Below are 16,338 nucleotides of genomic sequence, written 5' to 3' on the forward strand. Positions count from 1 at the left end.
GTACTGCAGGGGGGACCCTGTGGGAGAGTAGGACGCCGCCGAACTCCTTTTACGGGAAAGCCCCGTGCCCTTGTGGCACGGGGCTTTTCTGCGTTCCGAGCGTCTAGGCTCGAACCATGCGCTACGAACTGGTCATCTTCGACAACGACGGTGTGCTCGTGGACAGCGAGCCGATCTCCAACACCATCCTGGCCGAGTACCTCACGGAGCTCGGTCACCCCACCTCGTACCAGGAGAGTCTTCGCGACTACATGGGGGCCGCCGTGCACCGGGTGCACGATCTCGTCGAGGAACGGACCGGGGAGAAGCTGCCCCCGGACTTCGACGCGACGCTGCACTCGCGGATCTTCGCCGCGTTCGAGCAGGAGCTGGAACCGGTGGCCGGGGTCGAGGACGTGCTGGGGAAGCTTGTCGCCGATGGGGTTCCGTACTGTGTCGCGTCCTCCGGCAGTCACGAGCGGATCCGGGTCGGGCACCGCAGGACCGGGCTCGACCAGTGGTTCGAGGAAGAATGGATCTTCAGCGCGGAGGACGTGGGGCACGGAAAGCCGGCGCCCGATCTGTTCCTGCGCGCCGCCGAGCGGATGGGCGTCGCTCCCGAGCGGTGCGTCGTCATCGAGGACAGCCCGCTCGGAGTGGAGGCGGCCAGGGCCGCGGGGATGGATGTGTACGGGTTTACGTCGATGATGCCGGCGGACCGACTCGCCGGGGTGACCGGGCACTTCTCCGACATGGGCCAACTCCGGGAATTGCTCGCCTGATCCGTCTACCCATGGGTAGGAACTGGCCTTACGCTCGCGGCCATGACAGATGCTCGTTTGCGGCACGGCAGGGCCTCCCTCACGCTCAGTTTCTTCGTACAGGGAGTCACCTTCGCTCTGCTGGTGACGCGGATCCCCGCCATTCAGGACCGGTACGGGATATCCGACGGGCTGTTGCCCGTCTTCCTGGCCGCGGTGCCCATCCTGGCCGGGGTGGGCAGCGTGGTCACCGAGAAGGTGGTCGCTCGGGTGCGGCCCAGGGTCGTGCTGCGGTGGGCCCAGCCCGTCGTGATGCTCGCGCTGCTCGGTGCCGGGGCCGGTAACGCACTGTGGGAAGCGGCTCTGGCACTCGGCGTGTTCGGGCTGTCCGTCGGGGCGCTCGACGCCTCCATGAACATGATGGGGGTCAGCCTCCAGCGGGCGTACGGGCGTTCCATCATGCTCGGCTTCCATGCCGCGTACAGCCTGGGCGGGATCGCCGGGGCGTCCATGGCGTGGGCCGGGGCGCACTGGGACCTCTCGCTGCTGGTCTCGTACCTGCCTGCGGTCGTCGTGCTGCTGCCCGCCGCGTTCATCGGGAGCCGGTGGTACGCCGAGGGCGCTTCGACGGAGGCGGGGGCGGGGGAGACGCAGGGCAAGGGGGCTGCGGCCTCGGTCTCCTTCAAGTTGCTGATGCCGCTCTGTCTGGTGATGAGCTTCGCGTACATCGGGGACTCGACGGTCTCGAACTGGAGCGCCAAGTATCTGCAGGACGTGCTGGGGAGCTCGGAGCAGCTGTCGACCGTTCCGTACAACGTCTACATGGTGACGACGCTGCTGGGGCGGGCTGTCGGGGACTTCGGGGTGCGGCGGTTCGGGGCCGTGGCCGTGGTGCGGTCCGGGAGCGTGCTGGCGGCTGCCGGGTTCGCCGTGGTGGCGGTGGCAGGTGGGGCGTGGACCGGGATGCTCGGGTTCACCATGCTGGGGCTCGGGCTCTGCGTGATCGTGCCGCAGACGTTCGCCGCTGCCGGGCGGATGTTCCCCGGGGCGAGCGATACGGCCATCGCGCGGCTGAACATCTTCAACTACGTGGGATTCCTGGTGGGATCGCCGTTGGTGGGGGCGCTCGGGGACGCCTGGAGCTACCGCGGGGCGATGCTCGTACCGATGGTGCTGGTGCTCGCGACGCTGGTGTACGCCAAGTCGTTCGGCGCGGAGTCCGCCCGATACGGTGGCGGGCATGAGCGGCCGCGCACAGTTGATGTGGGATGACGCAGTAACGGGTTACAACTTCGGGGAAAGTCATCCGATGGACCCCGTCAGGCTCGCCCTGACCATGGGGCTGGTCCGGGCGTTCGGGCTCGACGGCGCGGTGGACGTGGTGGCGGCCAGGCCCGCCGGGGAGTCCACGTTGCGACTGGTGCACCGCGAGGACTACGTGGCCGCGGTGCGTGCCGCCTCGGTCGATCCGAAGCGGGCCGATCAGCGCTACGGGCTCGGGACGGTGGACGATCCGGCGTTCGCGGGGATGCACGAGGTGTCGGCGCTGATCGCCGGTCAGTCGGTGGCGGCGGCCGAGGCGGTGTGGCGCGGGGACACCTCTCACGCCGTGAACTTCACGGGCGGGCTGCACCACGCCATGCCCGGCGGTGCGGCGGGGTTCTGCGTCTACAACGATCCGGCGCTGGCCATCGCGCGGATGCTGGAGCTGGGCGCCGAGCGGGTCGCGTACATCGATGTGGACGTGCACCACGGCGACGGGGTGCAGGCCGCGTTCTGGGAGGACCCGAGAGTTCTGACCGTCTCGCTGCACGAGCACCCGCGCACGCTCTTCCCGCAGACCGGCTGGCCGGAGGAGACCGGCTCCGGGGCGGGCGAGGGCAGTGCGGTGAACGTGGCGCTGCCGGCCGGTACGGGGGACGCGGGGTGGCTGCGGGCGTTCCACGCGGTGGTGCCGGAACTGCTGGCCGACTTCCGGCCACAGGTGCTGGTGAGCCAGCACGGTGCCGATACGCATTTCGAGGACCCGCTCGCCCACCTCGCGGTGTCGCTGGACGCGCAGCGCGCGGTGATGTCGGCCTGTCACGATCTCGCCCATGAGTACGTGGAGGGCGGGCGCTGGGTGGCGCTCGGCGGGGGCGGATACGCGGTGGTCGACGTGGTGCCGCGGTCCTGGACGCATCTGGTGGGGATCGCCGCGCATGCGCCGGTGGACCCGGAGTCGGTGATTCCGTCGTCGTGGCGGGACGAGGTCTACGCCCGGACCCGGCAGTTGGGGCCGGCCCGGATGACGGACGGCCGTACTCCTTCGTGGAAGTCGTGGGAGGAGGGGTACGACCCTGCGGACCGGCTGGACCAGGCGGTGCTGGCGACGCGGCGGGCGGCGTTTCCCCTGCGGGGGCTGCTGGCCTGATCCGGGCAGGGGTGGTCGTGGCGCGGACGTTTCCGTGCGGTGGCGCGCAATGGTTACGCCAACTGTGCGGCGTAACCCGGCTTCCGGCCCTCCGTCCGGGTGATTGGGGGAGCATCGGTGGTGTGTTGAGCACCGGAGCGCTGCGTGCGCATCTGCTGGCGGCCCGGCTGGCCGGGCCCGTGGCCACCTCGCGGGAAGCGAGTCTGCGGAGCTATCGGCTCTTCGCCGCCGGGGATCCGCGGGTGACGCTCGGCCTCGTCCCCGGGCAGGGCTGGAAGGAGCCCGATCTGCTCCGTCTGATGGCCGACCGGTGCGGGGTCTCCGACGATCCCGCTCATGTGTCGGGGCTCGATGTGATCGATCCGGAGCGGACCCTGGCCGGTCTGGAAGCTTTCGCCGAGCGGCTGTCGCATGCCGCGGTCCGGCGGGCGCCGGTGCTCTTCGGGACCGGGCATCCGCACCGGCTGCTCGGTTTCTACGCAGCGCTGGCAGACGCCATGTCGGCGGCCGGCTGCCGCGTACTCACCCCCGCGCAGGGGCGATGTATCGACATAACGACCCGGTTCGGCGTACGCACGTGCAGCCTCGATTACGTACGAGGAGTCGCGATGGTGCGCGAACCCGGCGTGCGGGCTCCGGGTGGTGACACCGGCGCACATACCCATTCCCCGCTGCCGGTCAGGGTCGTGCTGGAGGCTGCCGCGCAGGGTCGCGGGCGGCTGCCGGAACTGGTCGTCGGGGACCACGGGTGGGTCTGCGGGGCAGGTCAGCTGGGCATTGAGGCGATCGGCCTGGCCGATACGGACGATCCCGCGCTGTTCGTCGGGGAGGCCGAGGGGAGGGTGGCGGTCGCCGTGCCGCTCGACGACGCCGTGCCGTCCGCGTACTACCGGCCGCTCACGCGCTATGTACTCAATCGGGCGTTTCTGTCACGGTAGGCGGCCGATCGCCTCACCTCTTCCCCACTCGCATCACCCGCCCCTAACCTGGGGAGTGAGCGCACAACGACGAAGAGTCACCGGAGGGGAAGCCGGTGCGCGTCTCGTGCGGAAGGTACAGGTGGGTCATGGCTGCTGGCAGCGAGAGGCCTCTCAACGAGGTCAAGTTTCTGACCGTGGCGGAAGTCGCCTCGGTCATGAGAGTGTCGAAGATGACCGTGTACCGCTTGGTGCACAGCGGTCATCTGCCGGCGATCCGGGTGGGCAGGTCCTTCCGGGTTCCGGAGCAAGCGGTTCACGAGTATCTCCGCGAGTCCTTTGTGGGGGTGGAGTCCGCCTGAGGTTCACCTCGGATTACGCCCCTCACGCGCTGGCGGGTAGGCTAGGCCGACGTAGGTCGTGTGGGCCCAGACGCCCCGCACCAGTGAAGAAGAAGTGAGCGAGGGTAGTCGTGGGCTCTGTTATCAAGAAGCGGCGCAAGCGGATGGCCAAGAAGAAGCACCGCAAGCTGCTCAAGCGCACGCGCGTTCAGCGTCGCAACAAGAAGTAGGCGAACGCAGTTCGTGAATCCGCAGCCCTCCCGCCGATCCGGCGGGAGGGCTGCGGCGCGTTGTGGGGCGGTGACCCGCATTCGGGCCAAAGACTCGGGGGAAGGCCGCCGTGCGGTCATCACAGGGCAACATCCACCCGCTACGGTGACGGCCAGGGGAAACCTTTCGACGGAAGGCGCGGATCTTGGGGAAGGTCGTGCTGGTCACGGGAGCGGCCCGGCAGCTGGGCGGCCGCTTCGTGCGGCGCATCCAGCGTGATCCGGGCGTGGACCGGGTGATCGCCGTCGACGCGGTCGTGCCCGCACACGAGTTGGGCGACGCCGAGTTCGTGACGGCGGACATCCGCCAGCCGGCGATCGCCAGAGTCCTCGCCGAGCACTCCGTCGACACCGTGGTGCATCTGGACGTCTCGGCCAAGGCGGTCGGCACGGGCGGCCGGACGACGGTCAAGGAGACCAACGTCATCGGCACCATGCAGCTGCTCGGCGCCTGCCAGAAGGCGCCGAGCGTGCGGCGGCTGGTGGTCAAGTCCAGTACGAACGTGTACGGCTCGGCGCCGCGCGACCCGGCGGTCTTCACCGAGACCACCCCGCCCAAGTCCCTGCCCAGCGGCGGCTTCGCCAAGGACGTGGTGGAGGTCGAGGGGTACGTGCGGGGCTTCGCGCGCCGCCGCCCGGATGTGGCCGTGTGCGTACTCAGGTTCGCGAACATCCTGGGCCCCCGGGCCGATTCGCCGCTCGCCGACTATCTCTCGCTGCCCGTTCTGCCGACGGTGTTCGGGTACGACCCGAGGCTCCAGTTCGTGCACGAGGACGATGTCGTCGACGTACTGGGTGTCGCGTCGGGCGAGCCGGGGCGCGGGACGCTGAACAGCGGCACGTTCAACATCGCGGGGGACGGGGTGCTGCTGCTCTCGCAGTGCTCGCGGCGGCTGGGGCGGCCGACGGTGCCGTTGCTGCTGCCCGCGGTCACCTGGGTCGGCCAGGCGCTGCGTACCTTCGCCATGACGGACTTCTCGCCGGAGCAGATCCGGCTGCTCACCCACGGCCGGGTGGTCTCCACCGTGCAGATGCGCGAGACGCTCGGCTTCCACCCCCGGTTCAGTACCGCGGAGACGTTCGCGGAGTTCGCGCGCAGTCAGGGGCCCGGACTGCTGCCGCCCGAGGCGGTGGGCGGGGTGGTCGACAGACTGGCCGGCATGCCGTTCGCCGGGGCGGGCGGCGATGTTCCGGGGTTCACCGGGGCCGGCGAAACCGAGCCGACCCCCAGCGCCAGGTAGAGGAGCGCACCGACGATGGCGGATGCCAAGGTCATTCCGTTCGACGACGACCGTTCGCGGACGGGTGGTTCAGCGCGTCCCGCACGGCGCCGGTCCGCAGCGGGCGGTGTCCGGGGCCAGGGGCCCGGGCCGGCGGCCGTGAGCGCGCTTCCGGGGCAGCAGGACGCCTCGAAGCCGCAGGAGGAGCCCGAGGCACCCGAGGGGGCCGGGCGGTCCCTGGGAGGGGACGAGCGCGGCGGCTGGGACCGGAGGCTCGCCGGCGGGCTCGCGTTCCTGCGGCGACGGGTCACCGGCGAGTACGACGTCGACGAGTTCGGGTACGACGAGGAGCTGACCGGTCAGGTCCTGATGTCGATGCTCCGGCCGATGTACGAGAAGTACTTCCGGGTCGAGGTGAAGGGCATCGAGAACATCCCCTCCGAGGGCGGGGCGCTGATCGTGTCCAACCACTCGGGGACGCTGCCGCTCGACGGGCTGATGCTCCAGGTCGCCGTGCACGACAACCATCCGGCGGGCCGTCATCTGCGGCTGCTCGCCGCCGATCTCGTCTTCGTGCTGCCGGTGGTGAACGAGCTGGCGCGCAAGGCCGGGCACACGCTGGCCTGTGCGGAGGACGCCGAGCGGCTGCTGCGGCGGGGCGAGGTCGTGGGGGTGATGCCGGAGGGGTTCAAGGGCATCGGGAAGCCGTTCGGCGAGCGGTACAAGCTCCAGCGCTTCGGGCGGGGCGGCTTCGTGTCCACGGCGCTGCGGGCCGGGGTGCCGATCATTCCGTGCTCGATCGTGGGGGCGGAGGAGATCTACCCGATGATCGGCAACTCGAAGACGCTGGCGCGGCTGCTGGGCTTTCCGTACTTCCCGATCACGCCGACGTTCCCCTGGCTCGGGCCGCTCGGGGCGGTGCCGCTGCCGACGAAGTGGACGATCCAGTTCGGTGAGCCGATCTCCACGGCCGGGTATCCGGTGGAGGCGGCGGAGGATCCGATGCTGATGTTCAATCTGACGGATCAGGTGCGGGAGCAGATCCAGCACACGCTGTACAAGCTGCTGGTGCAGCGGAGGTCGGTGTTCTTCTGAGGCTGCGGGGATGGCAGCACGAGACGGGCGGACGGGCACTCCGAGCCCGTCCGCCCGTCTCGTGGCGGCGCCAGTCGTTCCCGCGCGGCGCTAGTCGTTCCCGTCCTCGCCGTTGATGCCCAGGCCCGGGAGCAGGCCGGGGAGGAGCGGCGGGAGGGTGACGTCCGGGGTGGGCGGGGTGCCGGCCCGGCCGTCGGTGGACGGGGCGGTGCCCGGGGGCGGGGTGCCGAGGAGGCCGTCCGTGCCGCCGATCAGGCCCTCGGACGCGGCGCTGCCCGATCCTGACGGGTGGGGCGCGGTGCTGTCGCCCGTGCGGCCGTGCGGGGCCTCCGGGGACGTGGGCGCCGAGGGTGTCGTGCGGGAGGGCGCGGTGTCCCGGTTCGTGGTGCCCGGCTGCTGTGCGCCGCCGCTGCCGTCCGGGATGCGGGGGAGCAGCGACTGGAGCGGCTGGACCTCTTGGTCTATGGCGTCGAAGACCGAGCTGACCTGGTCGCCGACGTCCGTCAGCTGCACGGGCAGCCGGTCGCGGAGGCTGCTCCAGGTCTCGCGGTGCGCGCGGGAGAAGGAGTCCAGGGTCTGGATGGGGCCGATGGCGCCGTTCTGCTGGTAGGCGGAGTGGAGCAGGCGGTGGCCCTCGCTGGCGTCGTGCGTCATGCCGTTGAGCGTGCGCCTGATCTCGCCGAGCTGTTCGTGGTCCAGGGCGCCGGAGCGGGCGCGCTCCATCAGCCGGCGTGCCTCGCTGAGCCTGGTGGACGCCTGGTCGAGGTAGACCTCGCCGCGGTCGGCGTCGCCGCTGGCCATGCCGAGGTGGATGTCCTCCATGCCGCGTTTGAGCCCGTACAGCGAATCACCCGGCAGGGCGTCGGAACTGGCAGCGGCCACGCCGCCGAAGGCTCCCGCCGCCACACCGACGGTGAGTCCGCCGGCCGCGAGGCCCTTCGTCCAGCGTGAACGCGGTCGCAATTTCCGGAGCGGGGAGGCCCGGTGGGCTCCCTTGGCACGCTGCTCGGGCACCGTAGGGCCCGCGGACGCGCCGCCCTCGGTGAGCATGGCCTCCATGGCGGCGACGAGTTGGGCTCGCTGCACCACTTTGACCTCGGGATCCAACTCCGGCCGCGGTACCTCACCGAGGCCGTTCGCCAGGGCCAGCAGCGGTCCGTGGCCGGCCTCTTCGGCCGGCTCCTCGGGCTGTGCGGCCGCCGCACCGCGGAGCGACTGCTCCTCCAGGGCCTGGGCGAAGGCGTTCGCCCGCCGGTGTGCCGAAACGTTTGCGATCACTGGCGGCACCTCCTCTCGTCATGACGGTCGACTCCCCTGGGGGTCCGGAAGGTTGCACACCTTGAGCGCTTCCACACGAATGAGTGAGTGTCGGCGGACATGGGGTGACGACAGGGGGCCTGCAACCGGCACAACGAGGGGCTCGGCACTTGGGTTACGCACGAAGGATGATCGGACCAGTGCGTGATGAGCGTGTCGCCGAGAGTGATTCGGCCCGGCGTGGGGTCAGCGGGCATCGTCCGGGAGGAGCCGGGCCAGCGTGCGGACGGCGCGGTACTGGAGGGTCTTGATCGCGCCCTCGTTCTTGCCCATGACCCGGGCGGTCTCGGCGACCGAGAGGCCCTGGAGGAAGCGCAGGGTCACGCACTCCTGCTGCTGGGGATTGAGCCGGCGCACGGCCTGCAGGAGCGCGGCGTTGGAGAGGGACTCCAGGACGGAGTCCTCCGGGCTGCGTTCGACCTCGTTGGCGTCGAGCATTTCGCCGGTGGTCACTTCGAGCCGGAAGCGGCTCGACTTGAAGTGGTCGGCGACCAGGTTGCGGGCGATGGTGACCAGCCAGGCGCCGAAGTCGCGGCCCTGCCAGGTGAAGGTGGAGATGCGGCGCAGGGCGCGCAGGAAGGTCTCGCTGGTGAGATCCTCCGCCGTCGCCTTTCCGCCCACGCGGTAGTAGATGTAGCGGTAGACGGTGTCGCTGTACTGGTCGTAGAGGCGGCCGAAGGCGTCGGCCTCGCCGGCCTGGGCGCGCTCGACGAGATCCATCATGCGCGCGCTGTCGCTGTCGGCGGTCGGCCGGCGGACGGTGGACGTGGTCGTTGCACCGCGGTTGCTGCGTCTTCCGACCGCCGCACCGCGTTCGGCCAGGGCATAGCAGGGGCCGACAGGTGCAGGGGTGGCAAATGCGGGGACGGCGTACGCGGTGGGGACGAAGCCGCGCAAGCGGTCGGCGACCGTTGCGCGCAGCGTAGCCAGGCCCGAGGTGTCAACCCCGACGTGTGGGTACACGGGACTCCCAGAGGCAGAGCTTCCATCACGTGCAGTGCGAAACCGTCACTCGTCGTAGTGAGCGGTGGGTTCCGGAATGCGTCTGAGGAGAATAACGCTTCGTACAGGCAGTGCTACACCCAGTTGCTCAAATCACCGATTACGTCGCTTCCGTAGCGACTAAATGACGCATCAGGTAGCACATCGTGACCGATTGTTGATCGAATTACTTCGTGATCTGTCTGCCGGGGCGACGGGTTGTGGTCGTGTGCGAGCAACGCGACTGGCGGGAGCGGTCGGTGGGTAAGGGGTTCGGATCGGTCGCGCGGGTCCGGGCGTGGCTCGCCCGGCCCCTGGAGGGGCCGGGCGGGGCGGGGACGTGTCAGCGGCGGCGTCGGTGCAGGGCGACGGCGGCCGCGGTGCCGCCCGCGATCGCGCCCACGCCGGCCGCGGCCGGGATGCCGACCTTGGCCGCCTTGCGGCCCGTGCGGTAGTCCCGCAGTCGCCAGTCGAGCGCGCGGGCGTGCTTGCGGAGCTTGGCGTCGGGGTTGATCGCGTACGGGTGTCCGACCAGGGACAGCATCGGGATGTCGTTGTGCGAATCGCTGTACGCCGCGCAGCGGTCGAGGTCCAGGCCCTCGGCGGCGGCCAGGGCGCGGACCGCCTCGGCCTTCGCGGGCCCGTGCAGCGGCTCGCCGACCAGGCGGCCGGTGTAGACGCCGCCCACGGATTCGGCGACCGTGCCGAGCGCGCCGGTCAGGCCGAGCCGGCGGGCGATGATCGTGGCGGTCTCGACCGGGGCGGCGGTGACCAGCCAGACCCGCTGTCCGGCGTCGAGGTGGGCCTGGGCGAGGGCCCGGGTGCCGGGCCAGATGCGGTCGGCCATGTACTCGTCGTAGATCTCCTCGCCGATGGACATCAGCTCGGAGACCCGGTGGCCCTTGACGATGGACAGGGCGCTGTCGCGGGCGTCCTGCATGTGTTCCGGGTCCTCGACGCCGGCCAGCCTGAACCAGGCCTGCTGCCAGGCGAACCGGGTCAGCTCGCGGCGCTGGAAGAACTTCCGCTTGTACAGGCCGCGGCCGAAGTGGAAGATCGCCGCGCCCTGCATGACGGTGTTGTCCAGGTCGAAGAAGGCGGCGGCCCGGTCGTCGCCGACGACGGGGAAGGGGGCTTCCTCGGCCTCCGCCTTCGTGGCGGCGTCCTGCCCGGTGCCGGGGGACTGATCGTCGGGGAGGGTGGATTTCCGCGCTGCCTCAGCTGCTGCCTCGCCGGCCAGCACGCTCCGTGCTGTCGCGGGGCGCCTACGGGGTGTGAGCCATCCAAGAGCGGCCATGCCGTGAGCATAGCCAGTCGGTCAGTCCCTTCCCGACCTGCCGGGATGCCGCGGCGTGAACTCTCGGCGGCCGATTTGTCGGGCGGGTCATTCCCTGCGTTCCGGATGGAGAACGTAAAGGCTTCGCCCCGGCGCAGAATGAAGGCATGAGTGCCCTGTTGCGACGTGCGAAGAAGAAGCCCGCGGAACGCGTGGTGACCCTGGTGGGGAAACCCGGGTGTCACCTCTGCGACGACGCCAGGCAGGTGGTGAGGGAGGTGTGCGAGGAGACCGGTGCGTCCTGGGCGGAGAAGGACATCACCCGGGACGAGGAGCTGTACCGGGAGTACTGGGAGCAGATCCCGGTGGTGCTGATCGACGACGAGCAGCACACGTTCTGGCGGGTGGACCCGGAGAGGTTGCGCAGGGCACTGCGTTCCTGAGCGAAAGCCGGTTACCATCGTGGGCGTTTTGAGTGCTCTCGGGGGAGTGGTTGTGAGGAGTGTGTGCCGCTTTGCCCCCTTCGGGCCTGCAACGGGCTGATGCGATCCTTGGTTCCGGGATCGCACGACGAATGTGCGTGACCCCGGTCACTTTGACCGGACAAAACGGACACTATCTTTGTGCACGCGTTCACAAAGACATAGCCTGCATTCGACGGGGCGGTCCTGGGAAATACGGCCGCCTGCAGCCCCGCTCATCCCGCAGGAGCACCGTGGCAACTGGCCGAACTCACCGACCGGCGACCCGTAGCCGAGGAATTCCCGAGGCCACCGTCGCCCGACTTCCGCTGTACCTGCGCGCACTGACCGCGCTCTCCGAGCGCTCGGTACCCACGGTCTCGTCCGAGGAGCTCGCCGCGGCGGCGGGGGTCAACTCCGCCAAGCTGCGCAAGGACTTCAGCTACCTCGGTTCGTACGGGACGCGCGGTGTCGGGTACGACGTCGAGTATCTCGTGTACCAGATCTCCCGCGAACTCGGGCTCACCCAGGACTGGCCGGTCGTGATCGTCGGCATCGGTAACCTCGGCGCCGCGCTCGCCAACTACGGCGGCTTCGCCTCCCGCGGTTTCCGGGTCGCCGCGCTGATCGACGCCGATCCCGCGATGGCCGGAACGCCGGTCGCCGGGATCCCCGTCCAGCACGCCGACGAACTGGAGCAGATCGTCGGTGACAACGGCGTGTCGATCGGTGTCATCTCGACCCCGGCCGGTGCCGCACAGCAGGTCTGTGACCGGCTCGTCGCCGCGGGTGTCACCTCCATCCTGAACTTCGCGCCGACCGTGCTGTCCGTGCCCGACGGGGTGGACGTCCGCAAGGTCGACCTCTCCATCGAGCTCCAGATCCTCGCCTTCCACGAGCAGCGCAAGTCCGGCGAGGACACCGCCGAGAGCACTCCGGACCCGGCCGCACCCCCGGTGCGCTCGGCCACCGGAAGCCGGAAGGGACCTGACGGGGACATGCCCGCCGTGATGCCGGCATGAGTCTTCTCGTCGTAGGGCTGAGCCACCGCAGCGCCCCCGTCTCCGTACTGGAGCGGGCCTCGCTGGCTGCCGAGACACAGGCCAAGCTGCTCCAGGACACCCTCGCCGCGGAGCCCGCGGTCGAGGCCGCCGTCCTGGCCACCTGCAACCGCATCGAGCTGTACGCCGACGTGGACAAGTTCCACGCGGGCGTCGCCGAGCTGTCCACGCTCCTCGCCCAGCACAGCGGCGTCGGTCTGGACGAGCTCACTCCGTATCTCTATGTGCACTACGAGGACCGGGCCGTCCACCACCTCTTCTCGGTGGCGTGCGGGCTGGACTCGATGGTCGTCGGCGAGGGCCAGATCCTCGGCCAGATCAAGGACGCGCTGGCGCTGGGGCAGGAGCTCCACACCGCGGGCCGGCTGCTGAACGACCTGTTCCAGCAGGCCCTGCGGGTCGGCAAGCGGGCCCACAGCGAGACCGGGATCGACCGGGCCGGGCAGTCGCTCGTCACCTTCGGCCTGGAGCAGCTCGCGGCCGGCGCGGACGTCGCCGACTGGGCCGCGGGCAAGCGCGCCCTGGTGATCGGCGCGGGCTCGATGTCCTCGCTCGCCGCCGCCACCCTGGCCCGCACCGGTGTCGCCGAGATCGTCGTCGCCAACCGGACCCGGGCCCGTGCCGACCGGCTCGTCGAGATCCTGGCCCAGCCCGGAGGCACCGGCGTGGCCGCCCGAGCCGTGGAGATGGCCGCCGTCCGCGACGAACTGACACGTGCCGACGTCGTCGTCTCGTGCACCGGTGCGACCGGTCTCGTGCTGACCGCCGAGGCCGTCGCCGGGGCGCTCGGCCTGGACGTCGAGGCCGCCGTCGAGACGCCCGCCGCCGCGCCCGCGGTGCCCGCCCCCGCCGACGCCGACCGGCATGCGGCCTGGGTGGAGAACGGCAGCGCCCCGGCGGTGCGCCAGGCCGCCCGCCGGGCCACCGTGCCCGCGCAGGGCGCCGGCCCCGTGCGCCTGGCCCTGCTCGACCTCGCCATGCCGCGCGACATCGACGGCGGAGCGGCCAGGCTCGACGGGGTGCGCCTCGTCGACATCGAGTCGCTCGCGGAGGCGTCGGCGGACGCCCCGATGGCCGCCGACGTGGACCAGGTGCGCACCATCGTCTCCGACGAGGTCGCCGCCTTCGGCGCCGCCCAGCGCGCCGCCCACATCACCCCGACCGTCGTCGCGCTGCGCACGATGGCCGCCGGAGTGGTCGCGGGCGAGATCGCGCGGCTCGACGGACGCCTCCCCGACCTGGACGAGAAGCAGCGCGCCGAGATCTCGCAGACCGTGCGCCGCGTCGTCGACAAGCTCCTGCACGCGCCCACCGTGCGGGTCAAGCAGCTCGCCAGCGAGCCCGGCGGCGCCGGGTACGCCGATGCGCTGCGGGAACTCTTCGACCTCGACCCGCAGACGGTCGCAGCCGTCTCCCGGGCAGACCTGAACGACCCGAATCGAGGGCGGTCATGACCGACAACTCACCCCTGGGCGCGGGGGCCGACAAGCCGCTGAGGCTGGGCACCCGGCGCAGCAAGCTCGCCATGGCGCAGTCCGGCCACGTCGCCGACGCGGTCAGCGAGGTGACCGGGCGCGCCGTCGAGCTCGTCGAGATCACCACGTACGGCGACACCTCGCGGGAGCACCTCGCGCAGATCGGCGGCACCGGTGTGTTCGTCGCGGCGCTGCGCGACGCGCTGCTGCGGGGCGAGGTGGACTTCGCCGTCCACTCGCTCAAGGACCTGCCGACCGCGCAGCCCGAGGGCCTCGTGCTGGCCGCGGTGCCGGTGCGCGAGGACCCGCGCGACGTGCTGGTGGCGCGGGACGGGCTGACCTTCGAGCGGCTGCCGTCCGGTGCCCGCATCGGTACCGGCTCGCCGCGCCGCATGGCGCAGCTCAACGCGTACGCCCGTAACCACGGCCTCGACATAGAGACCGTGGCGATACGGGGGAACGTCGATACGCGTATCGGATTTGTCCGGAGCGGTGAGCTGGACGCGGTGGTACTCGCCGCGGCCGGGCTCAGCCGCCTCGGCCGGACCGGTGAGGTGACCGACTTCCTGTCGGTCGACACCGTCCTGCCCGCTCCCGGCCAGGGAGCACTGGCGATCGAGTGCGCTGCGAGCAGCGCCGACCTCGCCGCCGCGCTCGCCGAGCTCGACGACCCGTACACCCGGGTCGCCGTGACCGCCGAGCGTGCCCTGCTCGCCGCCCTGGAGGCCGGCTGCTCCGCACCCGTGGGTGCGCTGGCCGACCTCCTGGTCGACGGACAGGCTGTCAACGAACTGCGCCTGCGCGGTGTCGTCGGTTCCACCGACGGTTCCTCGCTGGTGCAGATGTCCACCACCGGTCCCGTCCCCACGTCGCAGGACGACGCGGCGGCCCTCGGTCGCGAGCTCGCGGCCGAGATGCTTGCCAAGGGTGCGGCCGGTCTTATGGGGGAGCGAGCACTTTGAGCCCCACCGGCCCCGCCGCATCCGACTTTCCGGCCCTGTCCGCACAAGGGCACGTCACCTTCCTCGGCGCCGGTCCCGGCGACCCGGGACTGCTGACTCTGCGCGCCGTCGAGGCGCTTGCGAGCGCGGACGTCCTTGTCGCCGAGCCGGACGTCCTCGGCGTCGTTCGCTGCCATGCGCGGGCAAGCGTAAGCACACCTGAGCTGACGGTTGTTGACGCGCAGTCAGCAGCCGCCGGTGTTCCCGTTCTCAGGGATGCGGCCAATCTTGTCATGGAGGCGGTGAGGGGCGGCAGGCGGGTCGTCCGTGCCGTCGCGGGCGACCCGGGACTGGACGGCAACGCCGGTGCCGAGATGCTCGCCTGCGCCGCCGCCGGCATCCCCTTCGAGGTCGTGCCGGGCGTCGCCAATGTCGTGGGCGTGCCCGCGTACGCCGGTGTGCCGCTCCGTGACGAGCAGGGCGCGGACGTCAGGTTCGTGGATGCCCGTACCGCCTCCGACCGCTGCTGGACCGAGGTCGGCGCGAGCGATGCCACGGCCGTCGTCTCGACGACGCTCGACGCGGTGGCCGCGGCCGCCGGTGAGCTGGTCTCGGCGGGCCGCAAGCCCGACACCCCGCTGACCGTGACGGTCGCCGGTACGACGACCCGCCAGCGCACCTGGGCGGCGACCCTCGGGACGATCGCCCAGGTCCTGAAGCAGGCGAAGGTACTGCCGTCGCCGGAGGGGCACCGGCCCGTCATAGCCGTGGTCGGTGAGCGCAGCTCCGCCGCCCAGCGCGACCAGCTCGCGTGGTTCGAGTCCAAGCCGCTGTTCGGCTGGAAGGTGCTCGTGCCGCGTACGAAGGAGCAGGCCGCGTCGCTCTCCGACCAGCTTCGTTCCTACGGGGCCGTGCCGCACGAGGTTCCGACGATCGCCGTCGAGCCGCCCCGTACGCCCCAGCAGATGGAGCGTGCGGTCAAGGGCCTGGTCACGGGCCGCTACGAGTGGATCGCCTTCACCAGCGTCAATGCCGTGAAGGCCGTCCGGGAGAAGTTCGAGGAGTACGGGCTCGACGCCCGTGCCTTCGCCGGGATCAAGGTCGCGGCCGTCGGCGAGCAGACCGCCGCCGCGCTCGTCGACTTCGGTGTGAAGCCGGACCTGGTGCCGTCCGGTGAGCAGTCCGCCGCCGGGCTGCTGGAGGACTGGCCGCCGTACGATCCGGTCTTCGACCCGATCGACCGGGTCTTCCTGCCGCGTGCCGACATCGCCACCGAGACGCTGGTGGCCGGGCTCATCGAGCTGGGCTGGGAGGTCGACGACGTCACCGCGTACCGCACGGTCCGCGCCTCGCCGCCGCCCTCGGACACGCGTGAGGCGATCAAGGGCGGTGGTTTCGACGCGGTGCTCTTCACCTCGTCGTCGACCGTGCGGAACCTGGTCGGCATCGCGGGCAAGCCGCACAACGTGACGGTCATCGCGTGTATCGGCCCGGCGACGGCGAAGACCGCCGAGGAGCACGGTCTGCGCGTCGACGTCCTCTCCCCGGAGCCGTCGGTGCACAAGCTGGCCGAGGCGCTCGCCGAGTTCGGAGCCCGGCGCCGGGAGGCGGCGAAGGAGGCCGGCGATCCGGTGACCCGGCCGAGCGAGCGGCGTCCCGGTGCGCGACGGCGTCGTACGACGACCTGACCCGACCGGTCGAGCAGTGTGAGGGGCCCGGTTGCTTCGGCAGCCGGGCCCCTGCCCGTTTCACCGTCTTCTTTGGCTCTTTTTTCCCGTCCTTCTCCCCGTCCTGCGCCCGTCCTCTTTCCGGCACAGGTGTCGGTAAGACG

At 70.9% G+C, this 16,338-nt stretch carries 16 protein-coding genes; 13 read left to right on the plus strand and 3 right to left on the minus strand.

The annotated features are described in order from the left end of the window. The first annotated feature begins 116 nt into the window (after positions 1-116). The 8 genes from AB0D53_RS34165 to AB0D53_RS34200 all read left to right on the plus strand — a co-directional run bounded on the left by AB0D53_RS34165 (position 117) and on the right by AB0D53_RS34200 (position 6,995). Positions 117-761 (plus strand): HAD family hydrolase, encoded by a 645-nt coding sequence (locus AB0D53_RS34165; protein ID WP_362453126.1) that lies wholly within the window; start codon positions 117-119, stop codon positions 759-761. A gap of 42 nt (positions 762-803) precedes the next feature. Next, positions 804-2,012, plus strand: coding sequence for an MFS transporter (locus AB0D53_RS34170; RefSeq protein WP_362453127.1), 1,209 nt, complete (start codon positions 804-806; stop codon positions 2,010-2,012). Then, positions 1,981-3,153: an acetoin utilization protein AcuC gene (locus AB0D53_RS34175; RefSeq protein WP_362453128.1), complete on the plus strand. Its 1,173-nt coding sequence runs from the start codon at positions 1,981-1,983 to the stop codon at positions 3,151-3,153. The genes AB0D53_RS34170 and AB0D53_RS34175 overlap by 32 nt, the downstream gene beginning before the upstream one ends. Before the next feature lie 122 nt (positions 3,154-3,275). After that, a complete protein-coding gene (locus tag AB0D53_RS34180; RefSeq protein ID WP_362453129.1) occupies positions 3,276-4,091 on the plus strand; it encodes a phosphatase in 816 nt (271 codons plus the stop codon). Positions 4,092-4,219: 128 nt separating this feature from the next. After that, positions 4,220-4,432, plus strand: coding sequence for a helix-turn-helix domain-containing protein (locus AB0D53_RS34185; RefSeq protein ID WP_014046653.1), 213 nt, complete (start codon positions 4,220-4,222; stop codon positions 4,430-4,432). A gap of 110 nt (positions 4,433-4,542) precedes the next feature. Continuing rightward, entirely contained in the window at positions 4,543-4,641 is a 99-nt protein-coding gene (locus AB0D53_RS34190; protein WP_003948845.1) for an AURKAIP1/COX24 domain-containing protein, read from the plus strand. A gap of 185 nt (positions 4,642-4,826) precedes the next feature. Continuing rightward, a complete protein-coding gene (locus AB0D53_RS34195) occupies positions 4,827-5,921 on the plus strand; it encodes an NAD-dependent epimerase/dehydratase family protein (RefSeq protein ID WP_362453130.1) in 1,095 nt (364 codons plus the stop codon). Positions 5,922-5,936: 15 nt separating this feature from the next. Beyond that, a complete protein-coding gene (locus tag AB0D53_RS34200; protein ID WP_362453131.1) occupies positions 5,937-6,995 on the plus strand; it encodes a lysophospholipid acyltransferase family protein in 1,059 nt (352 codons plus the stop codon). Positions 6,996-7,085: 90 nt separating this feature from the next. Here AB0D53_RS34200 and AB0D53_RS34205 read toward each other — a convergent pair whose 3' ends face one another. The 3 genes from AB0D53_RS34205 to AB0D53_RS34215 form a co-directional block, all read right to left on the minus strand. Beyond that, positions 7,086-8,273, minus strand: a complete 1,188-nt coding sequence (locus tag AB0D53_RS34205) for a DUF5667 domain-containing protein (RefSeq protein WP_362453132.1) — start codon at positions 8,271-8,273, stop codon at positions 7,086-7,088. Positions 8,274-8,498: 225 nt separating this feature from the next. Then, positions 8,499-9,275, minus strand: a complete 777-nt coding sequence (locus AB0D53_RS34210; RefSeq protein ID WP_266417839.1) for an ECF subfamily RNA polymerase sigma factor, BldN family — start codon at positions 9,273-9,275, stop codon at positions 8,499-8,501. A gap of 361 nt (positions 9,276-9,636) precedes the next feature. Next, the gene (locus AB0D53_RS34215) at positions 9,637-10,590 is read right to left on the minus strand and encodes an HAD-IB family hydrolase (protein ID WP_362453133.1); all 954 of its coding nucleotides are present in this window, start codon (positions 10,588-10,590) and stop codon (positions 9,637-9,639) included. Between the two features lie 146 nt (positions 10,591-10,736). Here AB0D53_RS34215 and AB0D53_RS34220 point away from each other — a divergent pair, with 146 nt between their 5' ends. The 5 genes from AB0D53_RS34220 to AB0D53_RS34240 all read left to right on the plus strand — a co-directional run bounded on the left by AB0D53_RS34220 (position 10,737) and on the right by AB0D53_RS34240 (position 16,195). After that, positions 10,737-11,012, plus strand: a complete 276-nt coding sequence (locus AB0D53_RS34220) for a glutaredoxin family protein (RefSeq protein ID WP_362453135.1) — start codon at positions 10,737-10,739, stop codon at positions 11,010-11,012. A gap of 272 nt (positions 11,013-11,284) precedes the next feature. Beyond that, positions 11,285-12,052 carry a redox-sensing transcriptional repressor Rex gene (locus AB0D53_RS34225; RefSeq protein WP_362453136.1) on the plus strand — a complete coding sequence of 256 codons (768 nt, stop codon included), beginning with the start codon at positions 11,285-11,287 and terminating at the stop codon, positions 12,050-12,052. Next, complete coding sequence (locus tag AB0D53_RS34230) at positions 12,049-13,545, plus strand: glutamyl-tRNA reductase (RefSeq protein WP_362453137.1); 1,497 nt, start codon at positions 12,049-12,051, stop codon at positions 13,543-13,545. Before AB0D53_RS34225 ends, AB0D53_RS34230 begins: the two co-directional genes overlap by 4 nt. Beyond that, positions 13,542-14,528 carry a hydroxymethylbilane synthase gene (hemC, locus tag AB0D53_RS34235; RefSeq protein ID WP_362453139.1) on the plus strand — a complete coding sequence of 329 codons (987 nt, stop codon included), beginning with the start codon at positions 13,542-13,544 and terminating at the stop codon, positions 14,526-14,528. The genes AB0D53_RS34230 and hemC overlap by 4 nt, the downstream gene beginning before the upstream one ends. Then, entirely contained in the window at positions 14,525-16,195 is a 1,671-nt protein-coding gene (locus AB0D53_RS34240; protein ID WP_362453140.1) for a bifunctional uroporphyrinogen-III C-methyltransferase/uroporphyrinogen-III synthase, read from the plus strand. The genes hemC and AB0D53_RS34240 overlap by 4 nt, the downstream gene beginning before the upstream one ends. The last annotated feature ends 143 nt before the right edge of the window (positions 16,196-16,338 follow it).

It is taken from the genome of Streptomyces sp. NPDC048295, from assembly GCF_040652135.1.
Lineage (GTDB): Bacteria > Actinomycetota > Actinomycetes > Streptomycetales > Streptomycetaceae > Streptomyces.